The 16522-nt window shown below is 47.7% G+C and carries 12 protein-coding genes, 1 tRNA gene and 1 pseudogene; 6 read left to right on the top strand and 8 right to left on the bottom strand.

Annotated elements, in window-relative coordinates:
- Positions 1-35: 35 nt before the first annotated feature.
- Together C1T21_RS13320 and C1T21_RS13315 are read right to left on the bottom strand one after the other, a co-directional pair.
- Positions 36-341 carry a DUF1292 domain-containing protein gene (locus C1T21_RS13320; protein WP_061828984.1) on the bottom strand — a complete coding sequence of 102 codons (306 nt, stop codon included), beginning with the start codon at positions 339-341 and terminating at the stop codon, positions 36-38.
- Between the two features lie 79 nt (positions 342-420).
- Positions 421-978 carry a hypothetical protein gene (locus C1T21_RS13315; RefSeq protein WP_013310940.1) on the bottom strand — a complete coding sequence of 186 codons (558 nt, stop codon included), beginning with the start codon at positions 976-978 and terminating at the stop codon, positions 421-423.
- Positions 979-1179: 201 nt separating this feature from the next.
- On the opposite strand from C1T21_RS13315, the gene C1T21_RS13310 reads away from it, so the two are divergent.
- On the top strand, positions 1180-1938 hold the full coding sequence (locus C1T21_RS13310; RefSeq protein ID WP_103048612.1) for an MBL fold metallo-hydrolase: 759 nt from the start codon (positions 1180-1182) through the stop codon (positions 1936-1938).
- A gap of 121 nt (positions 1939-2059) precedes the next feature.
- Here the strand turns inward: C1T21_RS13310 and C1T21_RS13305 are convergent, their stop codons facing one another.
- Both C1T21_RS13305 and C1T21_RS13300 read right to left on the bottom strand, forming a co-directional pair.
- Positions 2060-2296, bottom strand: a complete 237-nt coding sequence (locus C1T21_RS13305) for a DUF3892 domain-containing protein (RefSeq protein WP_013371899.1) — start codon at positions 2294-2296, stop codon at positions 2060-2062.
- A gap of 87 nt (positions 2297-2383) precedes the next feature.
- Positions 2384-2827 (bottom strand): GNAT family N-acetyltransferase, encoded by a 444-nt coding sequence (locus C1T21_RS13300; protein ID WP_103048611.1) that lies wholly within the window; start codon positions 2825-2827, stop codon positions 2384-2386.
- A gap of 141 nt (positions 2828-2968) precedes the next feature.
- Between C1T21_RS13300 and C1T21_RS13295 the strand changes: the two genes are divergently transcribed.
- A tRNA-Val gene (locus C1T21_RS13295) sits at positions 2969-3040 on the top strand.
- 289 nt (positions 3041-3329) lie between these two features.
- Here C1T21_RS13295 and nirD read toward each other — a convergent pair.
- Entirely contained in the window at positions 3330-3659 is a 330-nt protein-coding gene (gene nirD, locus C1T21_RS13290; RefSeq protein ID WP_103048610.1) for a nitrite reductase small subunit NirD, read from the bottom strand.
- Positions 3660-3671: 12 nt separating this feature from the next.
- Positions 3672-6104, bottom strand: a complete 2433-nt coding sequence (gene nirB / locus C1T21_RS13285; protein WP_103048609.1) for a nitrite reductase large subunit NirB — start codon at positions 6102-6104, stop codon at positions 3672-3674.
- A 443-nt stretch (positions 6105-6547) separates the two neighbouring features.
- Here nirB (C1T21_RS13285) and C1T21_RS13280 point away from each other — a divergent pair, with 443 nt between their 5' ends.
- Both C1T21_RS13280 and C1T21_RS13275 read left to right on the top strand, forming a co-directional pair.
- Positions 6548-7150: an ANTAR domain-containing response regulator gene (locus tag C1T21_RS13280; protein ID WP_103048608.1), complete on the top strand. Its 603-nt coding sequence runs from the start codon at positions 6548-6550 to the stop codon at positions 7148-7150.
- Positions 7151-7169: 19 nt separating this feature from the next.
- Positions 7170-8167 (top strand): annotated as a pseudogene (locus tag C1T21_RS13275) (anthranilate phosphoribosyltransferase).
- 127 nt (positions 8168-8294) lie between these two features.
- Here the strand turns inward: C1T21_RS13275 and nasC are convergent.
- Together nasC and nirB (C1T21_RS13265) are read right to left on the bottom strand one after the other, a co-directional pair.
- Positions 8295-10475 (bottom strand): assimilatory nitrate reductase catalytic subunit NasC, encoded by a 2181-nt coding sequence (gene nasC / locus C1T21_RS13270; protein WP_103048607.1) that lies wholly within the window; start codon positions 10473-10475, stop codon positions 8295-8297.
- Positions 10476-10558: 83 nt separating this feature from the next.
- Positions 10559-12733: a nitrite reductase large subunit NirB gene (gene nirB, locus C1T21_RS13265; RefSeq protein WP_103048606.1), complete on the bottom strand. Its 2175-nt coding sequence runs from the start codon at positions 12731-12733 to the stop codon at positions 10559-10561.
- Positions 12734-13151: 418 nt separating this feature from the next.
- On the opposite strand from nirB (C1T21_RS13265), the gene C1T21_RS13260 reads away from it, so the two are divergent.
- Positions 13152-14393: a nitrate/nitrite transporter gene (locus C1T21_RS13260; RefSeq protein WP_103048605.1), complete on the top strand. Its 1242-nt coding sequence runs from the start codon at positions 13152-13154 to the stop codon at positions 14391-14393.
- A gap of 379 nt (positions 14394-14772) precedes the next feature.
- Entirely contained in the window at positions 14773-16491 is a 1719-nt protein-coding gene (locus C1T21_RS13255; protein ID WP_103048604.1) for an NAD-dependent malic enzyme, read from the top strand.
- The last annotated feature ends 31 nt before the right edge of the window (positions 16492-16522 follow it).

Below are 16522 nucleotides of genomic sequence, written 5' to 3'. Positions count from 1 at the left end.
TTTCTTGAAGAGCTATACAGCTGCTACATCCAATTCTATTCGTATTGGGCAACAAGCTCGCTATATGCGGCTTCTACACGTTTCCACTCATCTTCGTCCTCAATATTGTAAAGCACCATTTCTTCGTTTTCTTCTTCCATACGAAGAATAATGCCATCCGCTTCGGGATTGCCTCGCTCAAGCAGAAGAGCATAAATGTGATCTTCTACGTCAAAGGTCTCTACCAGCACCATTTCTACATCTTTACCATTTTCATCAGTTAGCGTAAGAACCATTTCTTCATGTTCGTGGTCATGATCGTGGTTGCAGGCTTCACCGTGTTCATGTTTGTGATCACTCATGGAAATACCTACCTTCAAATTGTTTTATTTTCCCCCGTATCGTAACATGATCAAGGGTGCAGGTCAATTTGTGGTATGCCTAATTTATCGCTGTAATGACTTTTTCGGACACCAAGGTATAGCTGCCGTCTTTGCTCTCTTTAATATAGAAACCAACCCGGTAATTCCCTGCTGTTTTGAAATCATACGTAAAGTCGTTCGTACGGAACCAGAAGTTATCCTTTTGCGCTCCTTTGATATCTTGAGACTGAATATCCTTCACGTTGCCCGAAGGGTCGGTGATCGCTACCTTCACTCCGGAGATATCTGTTTTCAAGGTATCAATTTGACTAAATACATTAAATTTCACTTTATTGCCTTTATTCACGTTACCAAACACAGTATCTCCCTTGAACAGGAACATATGCACGTTAGGCTGGTCGAAAACAACTTTTCCACCGGATGGATCAAAATTTACAAGTCCGTTAAAATCACGGATGGGCACATAGGTTTTCCCATCAATGACAACTGCACCATCTTTTGACACTTCTCCATTAATAATCAACTGCACTTGGTCCTTGGCGGATTCCGCCGAAATGGCGGTCCCTCCCATTATTGAAAAGGCCATCATTAGGGCCATCACTCTTCTCCATTTCATAACTACTAATCCCTCCATCGTCATCTGTTTAAAACCTTCTGTCGTACATTTATACCTAGCTCAGCCGCACAAGTTGCGCTGTGTTTCACAAATTGTCCAAAGTTTTTACATAAGGAGCCAAATCTTTAGTTCCAGCAGCATAGGTGATAAAATACGACTGTAGAATGTCCTAGTACACAAAGTCTGGAGGATAAATCCATAATGAGCCTAACGATACAAATGCTTGGCACAGGCAGTGCCTTTGCCAAGCATTATTACAACAACAACGCGCTGCTGGACAGCGGAGAAGGCAAACTGCTGATCGATTGCGGTACAACCGCTTCTTTAGCATTACACCAAATGAGCGTCCCTTTGCCTGATATTGACGCAATTTTAATCACACATATTCACGCAGATCATGTCGGAGGTTTGGAGGAATTCGGTTTTCAAATGAACATTCTCCATCGTCGCAAGCCTCTACTTTATATCGCCGAACCACTAATCTACCCTTTATGGGAGCATACACTCAAGGGCGGAATGTCACAGCAGGGTATGATTGACAAGCTTGAAGATGTATTCGAGGTAAACGTAATAACGCCTGGTGTACACACTACATTAGTATCCGGTATCCAGGTGGAGCTAATCCCTACACGGCATATTCCTGGTAAAAACAGTTATTCCATATTCATTAATGACCGCCTTTTTTATAGTGCAGATATGGTTTTTGACCCTGATTTGCTTCATCATCTGGTGCATGAACGAGGATGTCGGAGTATTCTTCATGAGGTTCAATTACAAGGCGCTGGAGAAGTCCATACGACGTTGGATGAGCTGCTAAGCTTGGCGCCATCTCTTCAAGAACGGATACATCTAATGCACTATAGTGATGATATGGAACAGTTCAGGGAGAAGGCAGGGGTCATGTCCTTTCTGGAGCAGCAACGAGTATATCAACTTACAGAGTTGGAATGTGCAGAGTAGCATGCTAAATACAGCTTGAACAATTAACAAAAGCCGCCTGGCTTTCCTACAAAGGATAGCCAGGCGGCTTGCTGTTCTTGAATATAATGATGAACTTGCATTCTAATGTTGCGAGTTAAGGTCAGAACAATGGCAGTTGATCCAGGTTATTAGAAGGATCTCCATCGGCATCTCCCCGAATTCGTTTGCTTCCATCCTTGGCCTTGAACACGTTAACGCCTGCAATTGAGCCTGCCTCAATCTCATTCAATGCTTGGCTATAATCTAAAATCCGACCGGTAGATGTCTGAAAAGACGTAAGGTCGCCATCCCCGTTTTTACGTACTGCTGTAATTTGCTCCCGTTCTGTATTAGCCATGCTGTATCGCTCCTTATCCATAGTATAGTGGAGGAACTTTTACTAGCATGCACATTGTACAGATTTGTATGCACCTTATGCTGTCGACTACAACTTTTTGCGCATACGTACATGCGGTATTCCCGCATCGTCAAAAGGTTCATCAGAGATCGTCTCATAACCGAGCTTTTCGTAAAACTTCTCGGCTTGACATTGGGCATCTAGCAGCGAGTATCTTAGCCCCAATTCACGTGCACGTTCCTCCAGTGCTAGCAGTAATACACGTCCATAGCCTGAGGCACGATGCTCCTTGAGAACGGCAATACGTTGCATTTTAGCTGTATCTTCCTCATAGTATGTCAACCGACCAGTGGCCACCATTTCGCCATGTTCACAAATTAGCAAATGATGGGCCGTATCTCCCAGCTTGTCATAATGGTCAATTTCTAAATCGAGAGGAACCTTTTGCTCTTCGACAAACACTTTAGTACGGATCGATATCGCCTTCTGTAGCTGCTCCTCTGTTGTTACACTTATAATTTCTGCGGCCATCATCTGTTCCCCCTATCATTAATTCCAAATTGCAAACTCGCTAAATTCGAATTATATATATAAATGGTCATGAAGTACAGGCTGATTTCTATTTTTCCACTTTACATATATGGTTAATACATGATATTATCTAGTAACCGCAGGACGGTAGCTCAGCGGGAGAGCATTATCTTGACAGGGTAAGGGTCATGGGTTCGATCCCCATCCGTCCTATTCGTCAAAAGCCTTGATACTCAAGGCTTTTTTTGTTTGTCTAGAGATAAATCCAGTTATCCTGTGAAAATAAAATAGGTTATTGACTAAGATTTAGTCAATAACCTATTTTTTAATCAAAATGATACTTATAAGATAAAAAATCCTTCCGGAAAAATAGGGTCGACTTTTCTGTATACTCAGATCATTGCACTTTAACAACCCGCTTCTTCAGCAAAGCCTTTCACCTTGATCCTTCTATATATAGAAGGAAAAAAGCAGAACCCACAGCACAATACGCATAGAACTCTTAGATTACGATATAAACCGCCCCGCTCTCACTGTCAATCTCCGTGGGGTAAGCAGTCACACATCCAGTATCCGGCTCTTGTACACGGCCAGTGGAAAGGTCAACCTTCCAGTCATGGAGCGGACAATGGACCGCTGAGCCACATATCATTCCTTCGGATAACCGCCCCCCTTTGTGCGGACAACGATTCTCAAGCGCATGCACGCTGCCATCACTCAGACGGAATACAGCTATTTCTGTATTATGAATGCGAACTGTCCTTGCTCCACGTCGGTCAATTTCGTTCAGATCAGCTATTCTGATTCTGTTGGTTGTCGTATTGGTCTCCATTTTGTCAGCCCCCTATTCCATTACTGGCTTAAGTTCCGGCAACTGCACAAAATTTTTGCGCAGCTCTTCGTTGTGAATAATTTCGTGCCACGGATCAGTCGTCGTGCTTAACGTCTCCTCAATTCTGGTCACCAGTTGTTTCCTCGTCTCTGCATTCGCAAGTGCCTGTTTGATGGATTCAACTCCGACCCGTTCCACCCAATGGGCTGTGCGTTCGTTCCAATTGGCCTGCTCGCGATAATACTGCAGATAGGCACCGGTCCATTCCATCACTTCATCCTCGGTTTTAACGGTACAAAGCAGTTCAGCTGCCCGAACCTTAATACCGCCGTTACCTCCAACGTAGATCCCCCAGCCACCGTCAATAGCAACGACGCCCAAATCCTTGATCGTCGCTTCAGCGCAGTTACGCGGGCAACCAGATACAGCCAGTTTGACCTTGGATGGCGCATTCAGACGTTCAAATGCCTTTTCCAACCGGATGCCCATACCCATAGCATCCTGAGTGCCAAAGCGACAAAAGGTGTTACCTACGCACGTCTTAACCGTTCGCAGCGTCTTTCCATAGGCATATCCAGACGGCATATCCAACTCGGCCCAGATCCCCGGCAAATCCTCCTTCTTCACACCAAGCAGGTCAAGACGTTGGCCACCCGTAAATTTAACCAGAGGCACATTGTATTTCTCTGCGACAGCAGCAATTTTCTTCAAATCGGCAGGTGAAGTAACTCCTCCATAAATGCGGGGCACGACAGAATAGGTGCCATCTTTCTGAATATTGGCATGGTAACGTTCATTCGTGAATCTGGATTCCTTCTCATCCTCATAATCCAGCGGCCATAGCATACCTAGATAATAATTGAGGGCCGGCCGGCATTTGGTACATCCTTCTGGCTCGTTCCAGCCCAGCACATTCATCACTTCTTTAACGCTCTTCAATCCCATCTCCCGAATGCCATCAATGATCGCTTCCCGGTCAAGCGTCGTACAACTACAAATTCCCTCTTTCATCGTTTCTCCGGCTTCTGCGCCTGCGTATAGCTGTAAGAGACCCTCCACTAATGGCTTGCAGCCGCCACATGATGCCGATGCCTTCGTGCATGCCTTAATCTCCCCGACACTCCGGCAGCCAGCCGCAACCGCCTCTCCAATATCACCCTTGGATACACCATTACATCCGCATACAATTTCGTCATCAGGCATCTGCTCCAGCATCATGGCGCCACTAGGTTCAGGTTGACCGGGATTAAAGCCAAGTAATAACTCTTTCTCTCGGCCAACCACCGACTCGCCACTTTTGATCAAAGAAAACAGCAGGGCTCCGTCAGACGTATCCCCAAACAGAACGGCTCCGATCAGTTTTTCTTCCTTGATCACGATTTTTTTGTAGACGCCGCCAATATCATCCTGATACCGCAGGGAACGTGTTCCCGGTTCATCCTTGTAATCCCCTGCTGAAAACACGTCGACACCCGATACCTTCAACCTTGTCGAGGTAACAGAACCACTGTAGCCAGGAGTCTCCATTCCCGCGAGCCGCTGAGCCAGTACACCACCTTGCTCATATAATGGAGCAACCAACCCGTAAGTGATTCCCCGATGTTCTGCGCATTCTCCAACGGCGTAGATTCCGGGGATATCCGTTTCCATGTAATCATTTACAATGATGCCGCGGTTTACAGGGATTCCCGCCGACACTGCCAGTTCAATGTCTGGTTTGATGCCTACCGCCATAACGATCAGATCTGCTTCCATCTCGCTGCCATCGGCAAATTTCAACCCTTCCACGCGGCGACGCCCCGTGATAGCCGCCGTCCGCTTATTGACCAGAAAAGTCATTCCCTGCTCCTCCAGCTCGCGCCGTAGCATAAGGGAAGCAGCCTCATCCAGCTGCCGATCCATAATATATCCGTTAATATGAATAACGGTGACGTCCATCCCCAAGTTGAGCAGCCCCCTGGCTGCCTCTAGTCCAAGCAATCCGCCGCCGATGACGGCTGCTTTTTTGTGCGTCTTTGCTGTCTCCATCATCGTTTCACAGTCACGAATATCCCGAAAACCGATAACACCATCCTTGTCGGCTCCTGGAAGCGGCAGAATAAAGGCTTTAGAACCTGTTGCCAACAACAACAAATCATAAGAGATGCATACGCCGGAGCGCGACGTCACCTGCTGCTTTTCCGTATCGATGGCTGTGACAGGATCATCGGTAAACAACCGAATATTGTTGTCTTCATACCAACTCCAGTCGTTGATGACAATATCCTGCAAACCAGCCCCTCCCGCCAGAACGGAGGACAGCATGATTCGGTTATAGTTTGGATGGGGCTCGGCCCCGAATACCGTAATCTCATAGCTACCTGGTGCAAGCTTCAGCAAATGCTCGAGAGTGCGTATTCCCGCCATTCCGTTGCCGATCAACACTAACTTTTGGATATCCTTCATCAGGTCACTCCCCTTCCCTTTGTATCCTTAAAACATAAAAAGCCTGCTTCACATATGGGGATTCAAAATATCCCTCACATGAGAAAACAGGCTCCATTGCCGTTTCATCGAATACGCCGTTGTATCCATCAGAGTATGGAATTAAAAAGTACTGTAGCTAATATATAATGGTTCAAATGATATGTCAACATTCCTTACGCAATATCTTATAAAAAATTATATTTTATCACCATGTAACAATCTATGACGTATAAAATATCACTCTCCTACAAAATTAGGATTGATTTTCAGACCAAAACACGCCAAAATGGTTTAAAAGTCCGTTTTAATTTGATGATGGTGAAAAAAATAAGCAGACTGATAAAATTTCATGTCATATTTGTTATCAATGAATACCATCCCCATCCCTAACTACCCTTATGTTACAGAGAGGAGGAGCCCGCTTGCGTTCCTTGTTGGTAATTCACTTACATTCTGACCATGTATCTGCGCAGACACACGCCGTTTCCTCATGGCAGGCAGGACCTGAGTACCTTTTAGAGTCCAACGGATACCTAACTCTGCCCTGCCGCAATGAATCTGAAATCAAACAGCTAATCCTTAATGCAGATGCGGCGGTACTAAACATACCTGTCGGCACTATCAGCATATGGGGTGACAGGCTGGAGCAAGCCAAAGCGGTCCCATTGCTCTGGTGGTGCAGCGCAGAATCAGCGCTATCATCGACAGAGGCTTGTGAAGCTGATGTCACTGTCGATGGCATTCTAACCCCTTCAATGGCAGCCCATGAGCTGAATTGGGCTCTTCATTTTAGTGCCAAACGCTTTTTTGAACGCCAGCATTGGCAAAGTGAACGCAAGCAACTGACCGCTCGACTGGAAGAACGCAAATGGATTGATATGGCCAAAGGAATACTGGGGGAAGTAAACGGCATCCCGGAAGCGGAAGCATACGATGTGCTACGCAAAAAAGCAATGAACGAACGCAAACGTATCGTTGATGTGGCCATCTCCATCGTCAAAGCACAGCAAATGCTAAAAGCATAAATCTGAAAGGGGCCTGAACATGAATATCATTGAAATATTAAAAGAAGTGGGTCGCGGCAAAAGAGGCGCCCGAGATCTGAATTATGCCGAAGCCGAAGCTGCTGCCGAACTTATTATGACCCAGCATTCGTAAACGTCTGCCGTAAATATACCCATCGCTTCCCGATGCAGGAAGGTATTGATTTTGCCGGTCCGTACGATGGCAGGAAGTCATCGTTTATCGCCACCTTCGCAACAGCCTTCGTACTCGCCTCATGCGGAATACCTGTAACGATGCATGGCAGCGCACCTCTCCCTCCCAAATGGGGGGTTACGCTGCCGCTTTTACTGCAGGAAATGGGGGTTACGTCCCGGAACATGACACGCGAAACCGCCATTCATGCCGCGAAGCTGACTGGTGTACTATTCATAGCCTCCGAACAGTGGTGCGCGCCCCTGCGAGATCTGCGGTCCATTCGCGAAGAGCTGGGGCTTCGCACAGTGCTGAATACTGCCGAAAAACTGATTGATTACGGTTCTTCACCGTATATTGTATTCGGCGTTTTCCACAATACTGTGTTCGAAAAGACGGCGAAACTCATGCAAAATCTGAATTACCACAGGGCTCTGATCGTCCAGGGGAGCGAAGGATCGGAGGATCTGTTCATCGATCGGCCGACCCGGACTTACCTGCTTGCTAACGGCGAGGTATCACTACAGGTTATTAATCCGGAAATGTACGGGCTGGATTCGGTGGTACCCGAGCATAACTGGACCCCCGCTGAACAGCTGCGCATTACGGAGGAAGTGCTACAAGGCACAGCTTCTATAGCCTTTTCGAATCAGGTGTTACTCAACAGTGCAGTCCGACTGTTCGTTGCAGGACGAGTCGACTCCATAGAGGAAGGTTTATATACCTGCAAACCGCTGCTAGAAAACGGGGACGCCTGGGGTTTGTATTGTCACTGGCGGGAAGCTATGCTCAGAAAAGAAATAAAAACGGGAGCAAGCATATCCGAAACCCGATTGCATTTATAATTATTAGCGTCACACAGTCTAGTGATCGCGGGTTCTAAACTATCCAACCCAAAAAGGCCAGCTCCCTCACTCATACAAAGGGGGCTGGCCTTTTATGTAAAGAAAAAGTCACTTACTCAGTCCTGCTCTAGAACTCAGACCACTCCCCATTATCTGCACTGGTTGCGGCTGCGGCCAGGTGAAGGGGACGGATGCGTACAGCAGCCGTTTTGAAGCCAGGCATCCGGCAGAACGGATCAAGATCGGGTCGGGTCGCCCGATTTACATTTTGTATCCCACCCCAATGCATGGGTACGAAGAGCGTGTCTTCGCGGATATGTGGTTTGATCCGGCTGCGGACAGTGAAGCTGCCGCGCTGTGATGCTATTTCTACCCACTCTCCGTCCCTGATATGCCAGCGTCGCGCTGTCCGCGGATGAATTTCTACATAATTCTCAATCTCTCGCGCGGCCAGCGACGGACTTCTGCGCGTTTGTGCACCGGTCAAATAATGAGCCAGTACACGGCCGTTCGTCAAAATAAGCGGGTACTCCTCTGATATCTCCTCTCCTGCTCCACAGCTTTCAACCACCGTAAAAACAGCCTTTTGATCGGAATGGGCAAAGGTTTCCCGAAACATCGTATCCATACCGACTCTGTCCGTAGACGGGCATGGCCAATATACTCCTTCTTCACGACGCAGCCTGTCATATGTGATCCCATAATAATCGGCAGGACCGCCCCGGCTGGCGAGCCGCAGTTCTTCAAAGATATGTTCAGCATCCCTGTAAGAGAAATAGCTGCCCTTGTTTAGCTTTGCAGCCAACTGACACAAAATGTTCCAGTCATCTCTAGCCTCGCCCGGTGCGGGCCTCGCCGCTTCTCGTAGCAGAACGCGGCCCTCCAGATTGGTCATCGTCCCCGTATTCTCCAAATAAGACGTCACAGGCAAAACAACGTCGGCCATCCGCGCGGTTTCAGTGAGAAACATATCCGCCACAACCAGCAAATTCAGCTTTTTGAGGGCTTCCTCCACCAGCCGGACATTCGGGTTAGATACAACAGGATTAGAGCCCATCACGAACAAAGCTTGGATTTCTCTCTGATGGACAAGCTCCATCATTTCATAGGCGGACACTCCCTTACCCGGCAAACTGCTTGGTTTTACTCCCCACACGGACGCCACATAGGCTCGATCCTCTTCATTCTCAATTGATCTATAACCAGGAAGCTGGTCAGCCTTTTGGCCGTGCTCTCGCCCCCCTTGCCCATTTCCCTGACCTGTGATAGCTCCATAACCGCATCCTTCCCGTCCAATCTTTCCAGTGGCCAGCACCAGATTAAGAAATGCACGCACCGCCATATGTCCATCTGTCTGCTGTTCAACACCCCTGGCCGTAAAAACAATGCCGGTCTCCACACTGCCAAAGGCATGTGCTGCCTGCCGGATCATTTCTACTTCAATTCCGCACAACGCAGCCGATTCTCTCAGATCCACACCCTTCAAATGAGTCAACAGCTGGTCATAGCCGTTGGTCCGCTTGCGGATAAACTCTTCATTCGCAAATCCTTCGTCCACGATGACCTTTAGCATGGCATTGGCCAGCACAGTATCCATACCTGGCTTGATTTGCAGGTGCAAATCGGCGGTCGCCGCCGTTGGTGTCGCGCGCGGGTCAATTACAATGACAAACGCGCCGTTTTCCTTCGCCTGGTGAAAGTAAGGCATTAAGGTCGGCTGGCATTCAGCGATATTCGTGCCTGCAAGCACAATACAACGAGCCAACGGAATATCAGCCAGTCTGCAGGTCAGTCCGCGATCAACGCCAAACACTTTACTGCCAGCGGATGCCGCTGCCGACATGCAGAAGCGCCCGTTATAATCGATATATCGCGTACCTACAGCTACTCTTGCAAATTTACCGAGTAAATAAGCCGTTTCATTGGAGAGTGAACCTCCACCGTAAATTCCGATTGCATCGGGACCCTGTGTGGAGAGTAGCGTAGAGAAACTGCTAGCTATAGTATCCAACGCCTCCTCCCACTTGACGGGAACAAGTTTGCCCTCTTTGCGTATGAGAGGCTGTACCAGCCTTTCCGCATGAGTCGCATGCTGATGCGCATTCATTCCCTTGATGCACAACCTACCCTGCGAGGCTGCATTGGGCTTCCCTTCCGCCTTATACACTGTACGGATGATGCCTGCGAGTGTCTCTGTACCCGTGCTAACGGTCATCTTACATTGCACGCTGCAAAACGGGCACTGCGTATCCATTACTGACGCTACATGTAGCCCAGCTTCCGGTTTGCCTTCTCCTGACTGACACATCAAAGTCACCTCCCCTTCGCCATTTTTCGAAATTTTATTGTCTGCACACGAAAGCTATATCGCCACAACTCCAACTCAACCCGTCATCCTGTCAGCATTGTGGTCCGCAGGCTGCCCGCCAGTTCACTTCGAAGAGCAGCATCAAGCACACTTTCCCGTAGCGCCAGAACGCCAGTCCTTTCAATCCACTCCCACATTTTCTCCCCGTACCGGGCACTATGTCGGTATATTCGCAAGCAAACTGCAGCCAGCAGGACCGCTTCTGTCGGGTCCTCCTCCAATCCAAGCAGCTGCCCCTGGCGAACCGGATGCTCAGCATGACCACCGGCATAAACCTCCCAGCCTGCTGGAGATCGGGATATTCCAATATCGTGGACAAGTACACCTCCGGGATACTCCGATCCAGGACAAACAGAAACTGTAACCAACGAGGGCAATGCGAGACTTCCCCCTAAAGTTGCCAACCGCTCTCTTAGCCAGGCTACTTCTACAAAAGCCTGATCCATCAGGTCCGACTCAACAAAAGCCTGATTCTCGGCATTTAGGTTCGTAAAGCGCAGACCCGCAGAGGGCGCTTCTCCACCACACTGCGGTGTGACCTGAACCGTAACAGCAGAACCTAATGGATTTGTCGCAGATCTGTCGCGCAACCCGAGAGATTCCAAGTAATAAAGTACAGCCGGACGACATAATTCACACCCCTGCTGTCTGGTCCAATCGAGACGGGACACTACTTCATCTGGCGTCTGACAGGCTGCGTCCACCATAGCTGTTTTAAGCGAATCATGATCGTAATGCGTACATCCACACACAGGGACAACTTCTTGGGCGGTCGGAGTAACTATAGGTCCGGAAACTGTCGATCGGGACAAACTATTTTTGACCAGTGCAGCCACCAGCGGTCGACAGCCTCCACAGGAACCGGATGCTTTGGTCCGGCTTTTCACTTCTTCCACCGTCTTCAGCTTATCCGTGGCAATCGCTCGCAAAATAGCCCCCTTGCTCACGCTATTGCATGCACATACCGTTTCCTCTTCCGGCAGTGCGGCTGCCGCACCCTCTGCTCTGCTTCCGCTGTTATCCCGGGATGTAAGCTCTGTAGCGGGCGCGCCGCGCCGTACCATTCCGAGCAGCGAGGTGCTCTCCGCCGTATCTCCGAACAAAATGGCGCCAGTGACAGCACCGCGGTGCATCATTACTTTTTTGTAAACCTCCAGCATCCCGTTATATTCCATAACTGCCGTCTCGTTTCCCTCATCGCGAATGTCTCCTGCGGAAAACACATGGATCCCCGCTACCTTGAGCTGTGCATACGGAACCGTCCCTTCATAGGGAGCCGTTTCACGCCCACAAATAACTTTTGCCAGCACTTTACCCTGCTCATATAGCGGCGCCACTAGCCCGTATGAAATCCCCCGATGCTCAGCACATTCGCCGACGGCATAAATACCGGGAATACTCGTGCGCATATAATCATCCACGACAATGGCACGGTTTACGGTCAGACCGCTGTCCTGAGCTAATTCGATATTCGGTCGGATACCAACCGCCAGCACAACCAAATCCGTTGCCAACCTGTTCCCGTCCGCAAACATCAGTCCTTGCGCCCTGTTTCGGCCTATGATGTTGACCGTTTCCTTCGCCAAATGAAACCTCATGCCCTGTTGTTCCAGCTTTCGCTGCAGAAGCACAGCCGCCGTCCGGTCAAGCTGACGGTTCATAAGATACTGCGCATTATGAACAACCTCAGTTTCCATCCCTAGATTCAGCAGGCCTTGAGCGGCTTCAAGTCCTAACAGCCCCCCTCCGATAACCGTGGCCTTACGGTATGTTTTGGCATATCTCGCCATGGTTTCACAATCATTCACATCACGAAAAGCGATTACTCCCTGTTTTCGAGCTCCGGGAATGGGCGGCATGAAAGGCAATGAGCCCGTTGCCAATATGAGCATGTCATAAGGTTCTTTCATGCCGGATTCCGTTTCCACCATCCCGACTGCAACATCAATACGACAGACGCGTTCACCCGCGTACAGCTTTACCCCGTTCTCTTCATACCAGTCCCAGTCATGGGTAACGATATGTTTAAATGAGCACTCTTCCTGAAGCATTTTGGACAGGAGCACTCGGTTGTACCCGGGACGGGGCTCTGCACCAAATATCGTGATTTGGAACCGCTCTGGCTCCAAATCGAGTATTTCCTCCACACATTTGATGCCGGCCATACCGTTGCCGACGACGACCAGTTTTTTCATCATATTAAACCAGCCCCATTCTCCGAATAAAATAAGACAGAAAAAGCCCTTCTCCATTCCATGGAAAAGGGCACCGTTGCCGTAAATGTCGGCACATCGTTGTGCCGATATGTATCTAAGATTACTGAATTGTGAATGTCATGTCAATATTCAATACATGAAAGCTATATTTTTCACCTTATATTTAATTTTTTTCGATTTTGTGTTACGTATATTGACATAAAACAAATCCTTTTTTATAATTTGATTAAAATCACTCCAACGTGATCATACCAAGTCGACTCACAATGAGGTGTGTCAACCACGGCAATGAAGCCGCAAACCGTTTCCTAGATACCATGTAGGGGCGATTTGCGGCTTTTTCATGTTCAAATTACATTTTGCAGACAAAGAACAACAATTAGAACAGGAGAGATGGAGAATGAACAAAAAAAGTTTCTGGAAAAGCGGACACAAGCCCACCCTATTTGGCTCCTTTTTGTATTTTGATATCAGTTTTATGATCTGGGGAATGATCGGACCATTGGCCGTTGTAATTGCTAATGATTATCCAATGGACCCTGTACAAAAAGCCAATCTTGTCGCCCTACCTATACTTGGTGGTTCCCTGCTGCGGCTCCTGCTCGGATTCATGTCGGATTATATCGGTCCGAAGCTCACGGGACAGATTGGTATGCTTGTCACGATAATCCCTCTCTTGCTCGGCTGGCTGTGGGTTGATTCGCTAGAGCACATGTACGTTGTTGCCCTGCTCCTGGGCGTAGCCGGAGCATCATTTGCAGCTGCGCTGCCGTTGGCCAGTCAATGGTACCCCAAAGAGCATCAAGGCTTGGCTATGGGAATTGCCGGTGCCGGGAATAGCGGTACCGTCCTTGCGACATTGTTCGCCAACCGCATTGCTCAACATTTTGGCAGTTGGGAAGCCGTTTTCGGATTGGCTATCCTCCCCATCTTAACCGTCTTCGTTCTGTTCAGTATTTTTGCCCGCAACAGCCCTCACCGCCCAGCACCAAAAAGTCTGTCGCAATATGCTTCGGTGCTCAAACAGAGGGATGCCTGGGTATTCTGTGCCTTTTACTGCGTGACGTTTGGCGGATTCGTTGGCCTTTCTAATTATTTAACTATTTTCTTCAATACCCAATATGGCCTCTCCGCGGTACATGCCGCCGATTTTGCGACCGTTTGTGTGATTGCCGGAAGCTTCTTTCGTCCTGTAGGTGGCTTTTTGTCTGATCGGATTGGTGGTTCACGCATGTTAATGTACTTGTATGCGGGAGCCGGGATTATGCTTGCAGGCATTGCGTTTTTACCGCCACTTACCGTGGTAGTTGTGCTGCTGTTCGTAGGCATGATGTGCCTTGGCGCTGGCAACGGCTCCGTATTCCAGCTCGTTCCGCAGCGGTTCGGCAACGAAATCGGACTCATGACCGGTATCGTCGGCGCTGCTGGTGGCATAGGCGGGTACTTTCTTCCCCTTATACTGGGTCATCTATACAAATCAACAGGTTCCTATATGCCAGGCTTCATCTGTCTGAGCCTGATCACATTCTGTGCCTTTACCCTCGTCATCATAATGCAATTGAAATGGCGTAACAGCTGGATGCGACGCTCTGCTACAGTTACTGATGAAGCCGTCAATCGCATCGGAGAATTAAATATCTGATGCTCATTAAACATAGAGCTGCGAAGCATTGAATTGTCCCTCACCCATCCCTATAGCCAAAAAAATGGCTTAACTTCGTTTATATAAAATGAAGTTAAGCTATTTTTCATGCACACTCAATCGAATCACACCTATAAAAACTATGATAATAATCACATTAAATCAATATTTTCCGAAAATATTATGAAAATTAAATGAAATTTTCATTCGAAAAACATTGAAAACCGCTTTCATTTTCATAATATTTCTTATGTAAACACTTATATAACCATTTTTCACACAACATACTTGTTCACTTGGTTTAAAATAAGGCGTATACTTGTTCACGAATTGTTCAAGGATTAACTAAATGTAATTTTTTAGAAAGAAGGAATTGGAAATGCGTGCTTTTCATTTTACGGAAGACGGATCTATCGAAACTAAATTAACCGGAAAAGATCTACTTGCCAACCCCCTGCTAAATAAAGGAGTGGCTTTTACCCTGGAAGAACGGAAACAGCTTGGACTTGATGGTCTCCTTCCTCCTACGATATTAACTATTGAGGAGCAGGTTCAGCGGGTTTACGAGCAATTTCAGAGCCAACCGGATAATTTGCGTAAAAATGTTGCGTTAAATGATCTTTTTAATCGGAATACCGTCCTTTATTATCGTTTGCTCTCTGAGCACCTAAGCGAAATGCTCCCGATTGTTTATACACCAACAGTAGGCCAGGCTATACAGGAATACAGTCATGAATATCACAAGCCAGGTGGTATGTATTTATCTATCGATAATCTTGCGGGTATTGGAGAGGCTTTTAAGAATTTGAACCTAGACCCTGATGATATCGACCTGATCGTAGCCACAGATTCCGAGAGTATTTTGGGAATCGGGGACTGGGGAGTCGGAGGTATTAATATCTCTATTGGTAAACTTGCTGTGTATACAGCTGCTGCTGGTATAGATCCTAGCCGGGTGCTGGCAGTTGTTCTTGATGCAGGTACAAACAACGAGAAGCTATTGGAAGATCCTTTATATATGGGGAATCGTCATAAACGTGTACGTGGAGAACAATATGACCAATTTATTGACGCTTATGTTCAAGCTGCACTTTCCTTTTTCCCGAATGCCCTGCTGCACTGGGAAGATCTGGGCAATGTCAACGCACGGAACATTATCAATAAATACGGAAATAGTATTTTGACTTTTAATGACGATATTCAAGGTACTGGAGCGGTTACGCTCGCGGGTGTGATGTCTGGTGTTCAATTATCCGGAATCCCACTGAGCAAGCATCGGGTTCTAGTCTTTGGTCCAGGAGCTGCTGGAATCGGCAATGCAGACCAAATTAGCGCCGCCATGATGCTGGAAGGACTGTCAGAAGCAGAAGCAAGACGTAACTTCTGGGCTTATGATTACCGTGGACTGCTTACCAACGAAACAGAAGGACTTTTTCCATTCCAGGTCCCTTATGTGCGTGATGTTGCAGAATGCCGTGACTGGGAACATGCTGAGGATGGCAAAATCCCTTTGCTTGAAGTCATTCGCCGCGTGAAACCGACGATTATGATCGGTACTTCCGGTGTTACTGGGGCATTTAGTGAGGAAATCGTTAAAGAAATGGCCAAGCATACAGAACGTCCTATTATTATGCCTATGTCCAACCCGACTCCACTGGCAGAAGCAACTCCGCAAGACTTGATCCACTGGACCGAAGGTAAAGCCCTCATTGCAACAGGAAGTCCTTTTGAACCAGTGATCTATAACAATATTAAGTTTGAAATTGGGCAATCCAACAATGCTTTCGTGTTCCCGGGTCTGGGTCTCGGCGCAATCGTGGTAAAATCCAAAATTATAACAGATAGCATGTTCGCAGCAGCTGCCCATGCAGTAGCTCAAATGGTTGATTTGTCGCAGCCTGGTGCTTCCCTGTTGCCAAAAATCAGCGAGCTACGAGAAGTATCTGAAGCGGTAGCCGTGGCTGTAGCTAAGGCAGCAGTTCAGGATGGAGTAGCGCGTCATCAACCAGACGATATCGCACAAGCGGTTCGAGATGCGATGTGGGACTGCAAATATAAACCCATCAAACAATATGGTCAGGAAGCCGTCCTGGTTTAAAAAATAGCGAACAACATCAAATTTGTACTTG

Origin of the sequence: Paenibacillus sp. F4 (assembly GCF_002894905.1) — a bacterium.
Classification (GTDB): Bacteria; Bacillota; Bacilli; order Paenibacillales; family Paenibacillaceae; genus Paenibacillus; species Paenibacillus polymyxa_B.
The sequence above is the reverse complement of the archived record's forward strand: the minus strand, read 5'-3'. Positions and strand labels throughout refer to the sequence as shown.